Genomic DNA, 5,864 nt, shown 5'->3' on the forward strand with positions numbered 1-5,864 from the left:
ACCTGTTGTACTTCGTTCAGTTACGTATTGCTAGAGACGGGTAAGCGGCAGTCGGGGCTTGATATGAATGAGGTTGCGGCCCTGCAGGCGACGCGGCAGGAGCTCGATTCGATCAAAAAGGCGTTACGGGAGAAAGAGCAGACCCTGCGTATGTCGCAGAGACAGTGCCGCACATTGGAGGACGCCATTGAAGATCGTGACGGCGAGGTGGATCGTCTGGGCCGCAAACTTGAGGTGTTGCTGAGGCAGGCGGGCGGTAATTCCCGGATGGCTGATGAGTCGGAGCCGCTGAATGGTGGTAATCTACATACATCTGAATTGGAGTTCGATGACAGCGTCGGGGAGGCAGGTTCCGCCTCACTCGATGGCCAGGAGACCTCCAGTAAACGTCGCTATTCTCTGGGTGGTTTTTTCAAGAAAAAGAGAGATAGCTGATCATTCAGTCAAATCCTCATCTCAGTTAGACGCTGCCTGTTTTCTGTAGATCAGCCCCGGACGGTCTCTTCTCCATGCGTATATTGTCGGTCGGTATTGCGACCCTGGATATCATCAACACCGTCGCCGCCTACCCCTCGGAAGATGAGGAGTTGCGAGCCCTTGAACACAGGGTTGCCCGCGGAGGCAATGCCACCAATACCCTGGTGGTTTTGAGCCAATTTGGCCATGCCTGCAGTTGGGCGGGCACTATCGCCGATGAGCCGGACAGCCGTTATATCCTGGATGACCTCACGCGCTATGGCGTCGATCTCTCCCCTGTTGTTCATCACGCCAGCGGCAAGGTTCCAACCTCCTATGTGGTGCTGAGCAGGGAAAACGCCTCCCGTACCATCGTCCACTATCGTGACCTTCCGGAATACAGCGCGGTAGATTTCAGTACCGTTAATCCCGCCGAGTTCGATTGGATTCACTTCGAAGGTAGAAACCCAACCGAGACCCTGCAAATGTTGCAGCGAGTGAAAGAGGGTTTTCCGCAGGTTGGCTGTTCTCTGGAAGTGGAGAAGCCGCGGGCAGGCATCGACGCGTTGTTGGCATTGCCGGATGTGCTGTTCTTTTCCAAGGTGTTTGCCGAGAGTCGCGGGCATGCCGATGCCGCTTCCCTCCTTATGGCCATGCGGGAGAGTAATCCGCAGGCGCTGCTGTTTTGCGCCTGGGGCGATGAGGGGGCATGGATGCTTAAGGCGGATGGTGGCATGCGGCATCAGCCGGCAATACAGCCTGCAGAATTGGTGGATACGCTGGGGGCCGGTGATGTGTTCAATGCAGGTGTGATCGATGGTCTGTTAAGAGAAAACAGTGACGAGAAGGTGTTGATGCAGGCAGTCAGGCTTGCCGGAATCAAGTGTGGACAGGTGGGTTTTGGCATGAAAAAACCGGGGCATTATGATCCGCTCTTCTAACACCGCGTACAGCGTATGGGGCCAGTCAGAGAGGGGTATGAATTCCAGTGAAATTTCAGTTGTTTGAGAAACTGTGGCAAACTGAACCCTCTCTAAAATTGAACCTGATTCCTCTGCCCTGGCGTTCTCCCCGTTTGGCTTCAGGTTCATTATGTGCTCCCCACAGGCTCCATAGCTGAGTCGCAGGGTAATCAGGAAATACTAAACATGTTTAAAATTGTTTTATCAAACCAGACGCTCCTTCAACTTGCGTTCTCAAACAGAATAGGCAGAGCGCTCGTTCGGGGGAATCTTCTGAAACTGTCAAGCTATAGCGACAGAAGTGTAGCGGATCATATTTACACATCAATTAAACTGAACAATAGAACTTCTAAAGAGAGTAGAGCAAACAGGTTTCAGGATATCGATCAACATACGGTAGACTTGCTCAAGGAGTTTGATAAACCGGTTTTTCACGATGTTGGAGTGTCGAGCGGCATTACTTCATTTGAACTTTATAGCCGGCTTCAGGAGCAGGGTGTCAGTTGCAGTTTTAATATTTCTGATAAATTCGCAAAATTTTACTACGAGAAAACGCCCCTCTATACAAAAATATACGATTCTGAAAAAAAATTCCTCAATGGATATGTTGGCCCAATTTTCGCCGACCAGGAATCCAGCGGTAAATTTTTTATCACTCGATGGGTATTTCAGCTTTTGAACAAAAGGCCCGTATCGAAAGAGTTGGGCGCCATACTGTTATACGATCCAAAGGTTCTTTCCTGCATAGCCAATAAAGAGATTTTCCATCAAAATTATGACATTTTTGCCGCACCCATGGATGAGAAGTGTTCATATCTGCGCTGTATGAACCTGCTGAATAAAGGTTATTTCCCGGATGAATTAATTATAAAAGGGGTGACTAATCTATTTCACTCAATAACGGAAGGCGGCGTATTACAGATCGGTCGTACTGTGGATGGGGTGAATTATGTGTCATTTTTCCGCAAAAATGATCAACAGCTGGATGTGATTAAGCATCTTAATGAAGGAACAGAAATACTCGGCCTTATCGATTCCATCGACTTCAAAACGCATTAATTTGACCAGTGTAAGAAGGCGCTGATCTGTAGAGGGATCGGACATAAAAAAAACCGGGACTCTATGTCCCGGTTTTTAACCGTGGCGCAGGATCAGTCGAAATAACGTAAGAAAATCGCAGGATCCACGTTGGCCAGATCGTGCGGCAACCGCTGTTCTTTAGTGGAAGTGGCTTGAACTTCCTGCAATCCCGGTTCCACCGTGGGGATGTCTTCCGCAGGGGGTATCATCCGAGTTGCTGGTGCTTGAATGGCAGGCGAACCCGATTCGACTAATCTACCCGTGGACATGTCATAAACTCTTTTCATGACGTACCTCCCTACATTGTCAGAACGTTGCTTTCACTCAATGTGTCGGCGGGCCGGCTTGTTTCTTTAGCCTGTGTAATTTCGCAGCACATTTTTTGTTGGAAATGTGAACGCATCGCCTTGAAGTTACATCAAGTATTTGAAGCCAGTCGCAAAATCCCCATCTATTCTTCATTATCCAGTTGGTCCAGCGGATTTATATGGGTATCTCCTGCGGGTTTGTCGAGAGCGACGCCATAGTCATCCTTGCTAATGTCATAGGAACCGGCCCAATCCTCTGGCGGGGCGATGCTCTGGGTTTCCAGTGCCACCCAGTCTTCAAAATCGTACTCTTCGATAGTGCCGTCGTAGAACTGGACCTCGATGGATCGATCTTCTGTATCGTAGGCCACGACCTTAAGGTTCTCCCCTTCATTGGTTTTGAACCAAGCCCCCACTTTGAGTCTAGGGATGTTCATCTTCACCTCTCTCCCGGTTGTAACTTCTTACCTACTATCAATTATGGCACCGGAGATCGTCTCGTCCATTGCGCAAAGTCATTTAATCTATCCAGTTATACGGGTTATTAAAGAGATCTATGCGCAAAGTGTTCCCGTTGAATTAGAATGTTTAGATGGAAATTGATGGCAATCACTTCTCTGGTACCCTGCTTTGGTGGCTGGGCGCCCTGTACGGCGTAGCATTATTTTATGCGCTACGCATGTCGCCTTGGCGTCGCCTGACGCAGAAGGGGCAGTTGCATGTTTTTCTGGGCGCCATCGTGGTGTTGATTCTGCTGTGGCATATACGGGGGCAGATTCAGCCCGGTCTCTCCTTTCACCTGTTGGGGGTGACCACGGTGACCTTGGTGTTCGGCTGGTCTTTTGCGCTGATCATCGCCAGCATCGCCCTGCTGGCGGTGACGTTGAATGTCGGTTACGGCTGGGAAGGGTATGTGCTCAGCATTATCACGGTGGGCCTGTTGCCGATCACCCTGTCCCAGATATCCCTGGTGCTGGTGCGCTCATGGTTTCCCAAAAACTTCTTTATCTATGTCTTGGGCAACGGCTTCATGACGGCGTGGCTGGTGGCCTATATCAGTGGTTATGCGGCGGTGGGCCTGCTGGTCTATAGCGGCACCTATACGCTGCAGGCGTTGCAGCTCACGATTATCCCATTCTTTCCGCTGATGTTTTTTCCGGAGGCGATTCTCAACGGCTGGATCATCACTGCCCTGGTGCTCTACTGCCCTACATGGGTCTATTCATTCAGTGATGAACTCTATATCAAAGGCAAGTAGTTCCCGCCTCGGTGTTCGTATTAGAATGGCGTCTGATGTCTCTATTTCAGGAGTAAGACTTTGAGCTGGTGGGGAAAACTGGTCGGCGGGGCCTTTGGTTTCATGCTTGGGGGCGCGCTGGGCGCCGTGTTGGGCGCGGCGTTGGGTCACAAGTTCGATAAGGGTCTCGAAGGAATGCCCGGCGGTGGCGCCGAATGGGGTGCGGGAGGCCGTGAACGGGTGCAGACCGCTTTCTTCACCGCCACCTTCTCGGTGATGGGGCGCATTGCCAAGGCTGATGGCCATGTCTCACCGGACGAGATACGTCTGGCGCAGGCGGTGATGGAGCAGATGTCCCTGTCTGAGGAGATGCGCCAGACCGCAATCCGGCTTTTCAATGAAGGCAAGGCGGACGGTTTTCCTCTGGATGAGGTGCTGGAGCAGTTCCGTGTCGAGTGTCATCGGCGCAGCACGCTGATCCAGATGTTCATGGAGATCCAGATCCAGGCGGCCTATGCGGATGGGCGCATGGATGCGGCGGAGGAGTCGCTGCTGCTGCATATCTGTGCACGTCTGAATATCTCTGAATTCACCTTCCGCCAGTTGGAGAGGATGATCCGGGCGGAGCGCCACTATACGGGGGCTGGTGAAGGACGGCGTCAGGCGCCGCGGGAGCGATTCTCCCTGGACGATGCCTACGCTATTCTCAATATCGGGGCTGATGCAACGGACAAAGAGGTCAAACGGGCCTACCGGCGTCTGATGAGCCAGCACCATCCCGACAAGTTGGTCTCCAAAGGCTTGCCCGAGGAGATGATGAAAATGGCCGCCGCGAAGACCGATGAGATCCGCAAGGCTTACGAGCGGGTGAAAGAGGCGCGTGGGATGAGGTAAAAGCAGGCGAAAGGTTAAAGGCAAAAGGAGACCGTGCCACCGGAAAGGCCGGACTTTGTCGTGGTTGTGTTGTAGGTCGGTTCAAGCGTAGCGGAACCGGCAGCCTCAATCGTTCATCAAAGCCTGAATGCCCGATCCGCTACGCTTGATCGTGCCTACGCACTTTCAGTTAGAAAAAGAGCTTGCATCCGGTGGCACCTGACACATACTTCACCTTTCACCTCCCTGCCCCTTGCCTCCAGTCCCGCTCCTGCCTATCCTTACCAATCTGCAATGCACGGGACGAAGAAGCCCGTCTTGATCTGATTTTACCGCCTGCCAATACCCTGTGGAGGGGAAAACATGACCGATACCTTCGACCCTATCCTGCTCAACTTCATCTATGCCATCTTTGGCGGTCTGCTGACCATCTTTTTCATGTGGTTTGGTTGCAAGGTGTTCAGTCATATCGTTAATTTCAGCATTCCGGAGGAGTTGAAGAACGGCAATCTGGCGGTGGGGGTGATGATCATGGGAATCTTTATCGGGATCGGCACCGCGCTGGGGTTGGTTATCGGACTTGGCCTGAATTGATGGAGACGCGGGCCACATTGCGCTGGTTTCTGTTACTGGTGCTGCTGCCGGGGCTGGCGCTTGCCGGGGTGGCCAAGCATGTTAAACACAAGCACTGGACCAACGACTACGACCGCCACTTTCGTAAATACACCAAGCACTACTTTGGGCCACATTTCGATTGGCACTGGTTCAAGGCGCAGGGGATTGCCGAGTCTGGACTGCGGCCCAATGCAAACAGTCCCGCCGGGGCCCGTGGATTGATGCAGATCCTGCCTTCAACTTTTGAAGAGATTAAAGAAAAAAACCCTCACTTCACCAATATCGAGGATCCACGCTGGAATATTGCGGCGGGCATCTTCTATGACCGCATGC

The 5,864-nt window shown here is 52.0% G+C and carries 8 protein-coding genes and 1 pseudogene; 7 read left to right on the plus strand and 2 right to left on the minus strand.

The genetic code is table 11. The annotated features are described in order from the left end of the window. The 3 genes and pseudogenes from G9Q73_RS08615 to G9Q73_RS08625 all read left to right on the plus strand — a co-directional run. A pseudogene (locus G9Q73_RS08615) lies at positions 1-435 on the plus strand (hypothetical protein); the annotation flags it as partial. A gap of 74 nt (positions 436-509) precedes the next feature. After that, entirely contained in the window at positions 510-1,397 is an 888-nt protein-coding gene (locus G9Q73_RS08620; protein ID WP_177419421.1) for a PfkB family carbohydrate kinase, read from the plus strand. A 207-nt stretch (positions 1,398-1,604) separates the two neighbouring features. Then, on the plus strand, positions 1,605-2,477 hold the full coding sequence (locus G9Q73_RS08625; RefSeq protein ID WP_177419422.1) for a hypothetical protein: 873 nt from the start codon (positions 1,605-1,607) through the stop codon (positions 2,475-2,477). A gap of 92 nt (positions 2,478-2,569) precedes the next feature. On the opposite strand, the gene G9Q73_RS08630 is transcribed toward G9Q73_RS08625, so the two are convergent. Continuing rightward, a complete protein-coding gene (locus G9Q73_RS08630) occupies positions 2,570-2,785 on the minus strand; it encodes a hypothetical protein (RefSeq protein ID WP_177419423.1) in 216 nt (71 codons plus the stop codon). 164 nt (positions 2,786-2,949) lie between these two features. Then, complete coding sequence (locus G9Q73_RS08635; RefSeq protein ID WP_177419424.1) at positions 2,950-3,243, minus strand: DUF6763 family protein; 294 nt, start codon at positions 3,241-3,243, stop codon at positions 2,950-2,952. 155 nt (positions 3,244-3,398) lie between these two features. On the opposite strand from G9Q73_RS08635, the gene G9Q73_RS08640 reads away from it, so the two are divergent. From G9Q73_RS08640 to G9Q73_RS08655, 4 genes are all read left to right on the plus strand, one after another. Next, the gene (locus tag G9Q73_RS08640; RefSeq protein ID WP_177419425.1) at positions 3,399-4,064 is read left to right on the plus strand and encodes an energy-coupling factor ABC transporter permease; all 666 of its coding nucleotides are present in this window, start codon (positions 3,399-3,401) and stop codon (positions 4,062-4,064) included. 60 nt (positions 4,065-4,124) lie between these two features. Continuing rightward, positions 4,125-4,937, plus strand: coding sequence for a co-chaperone DjlA (gene djlA / locus G9Q73_RS08645; RefSeq protein WP_177419426.1), 813 nt, complete (start codon positions 4,125-4,127; stop codon positions 4,935-4,937). Positions 4,938-5,279: 342 nt separating this feature from the next. Further along, positions 5,280-5,510 carry a DUF350 domain-containing protein gene (locus tag G9Q73_RS08650; protein ID WP_177419427.1) on the plus strand — a complete coding sequence of 77 codons (231 nt, stop codon included), beginning with the start codon at positions 5,280-5,282 and terminating at the stop codon, positions 5,508-5,510. A gap of 17 nt (positions 5,511-5,527) precedes the next feature. Continuing rightward, positions 5,528-5,864 (plus strand): transglycosylase SLT domain-containing protein (locus tag G9Q73_RS08655; protein WP_246345144.1); only part of this gene is annotated, 337 nt, incomplete at its 3' end.

Source organism: endosymbiont of Lamellibrachia barhami (assembly GCF_011947365.2).
In the GTDB taxonomy this organism is placed as follows: domain Bacteria; phylum Pseudomonadota; class Gammaproteobacteria; order Chromatiales; family Chromatiaceae; genus QGON01.

Bases quoted from the DNA above. Each gene is read 5' to 3' on its own strand.
- G9Q73_RS08640 (WP_177419425.1), top strand. From the start codon at position 3,399: ATGGAAATTGATGGCAATCACTTCTCTGGTACCCTGCTTTGGTGGCTG.
- G9Q73_RS08620 (WP_177419421.1), top strand. From the start codon at position 510: ATGCGTATATTGTCGGTCGGTATTGCGACCCTGGATATCATCAACACC.
- G9Q73_RS08635 (WP_177419424.1), bottom strand. From the start codon at position 3,243: ATGAACATCCCTAGACTCAAAGTGGGGGCTTGGTTCAAAACCAATGAA.
- G9Q73_RS08650 (WP_177419427.1), top strand. From the start codon at position 5,280: ATGACCGATACCTTCGACCCTATCCTGCTCAACTTCATCTATGCCATC.
- G9Q73_RS08625 (WP_177419422.1), top strand. From the start codon at position 1,605: ATGTTTAAAATTGTTTTATCAAACCAGACGCTCCTTCAACTTGCGTTC.
- G9Q73_RS08630 (WP_177419423.1), bottom strand. From the start codon at position 2,785: ATGAAAAGAGTTTATGACATGTCCACGGGTAGATTAGTCGAATCGGGT.